This window comes from Streptomyces sp. ID05-39B, assembly GCF_033794725.1.
Lineage (GTDB): Bacteria > Actinomycetota > Actinomycetes > Streptomycetales > Streptomycetaceae > Streptomyces > Streptomyces bobili.
In genome coordinates, this window is the sequence record NZ_JARGEF010000553.1 from 1 (window position 1) to 652 (window position 652).

Consider the following 652-nt stretch of genomic DNA (forward strand, 5'->3'; position numbering starts at 1 on the left):
GGCGCTACGACGCCGAACTCGCCGGCGCCGAATCGGGGGCGGGTGTCCTGGCCGACGTTGGTCCCGGCCACGGCCCCGGCACCAGATCCGGCTCCGGCTCCAACTCCCGCCCCCGCCCCCGATTCGGCGCCGGCGAGTTCGGCGTCGTAGCGCCATTCCAGGAGGAGCAGGCGGGCCTCCTTCAGGCGCTGGGTGAAGGCGTATCCGCCCAGTTCGGCGGGGAGTCCGCTGAGAGGGACGCCCCGCCACAGGGACAGGGCGGCCCCGCACGCGTCGGTCACACGCCCCCAGTCGTGGGCGGCGTGCGCGGCGCGTGCGGTGGCGAGGTGGTGCTCGAACACGTGGACGTCGAGTTCGCCGTGCTCGATCCGGAGCTGGTAGCCGGGCGGCACCGTGCGCAGCCGCGCCGGGTCGTCGAGCATGCGGCGCAGCCGCGTGACGTGGTTGTGCAGCGAGGCCTGCGCGGACGCGGGCGGCGCGCCGCTCCACAGCACCTCCTTGAGCGACTCGACCGGGACGATCCGTCCGGCGTCTAGCAGCAGGGCGGCCAGCAGGGCACGCGCCTTGGGGCTGCGGATGCTGCGCGGGACGGGAGCGGCGACAGGGGTGGGGGGAGGGCCCGGAGCCTGTCTCTTAAAAAAATATAACGCTC

At 73.8% G+C, this 652-nt stretch carries 1 protein-coding gene; it reads right to left on the bottom strand.

Features of this window, described 5'->3' with window-relative positions; translation table 11 throughout:
* On the bottom strand, positions 1 to 578 hold a 578-nt coding region (locus P1P75_RS41855), incomplete at its 3' end, for a BTAD domain-containing putative transcriptional regulator (protein WP_319265353.1).
* Positions 579 to 652 lie beyond the last annotated feature (74 nt).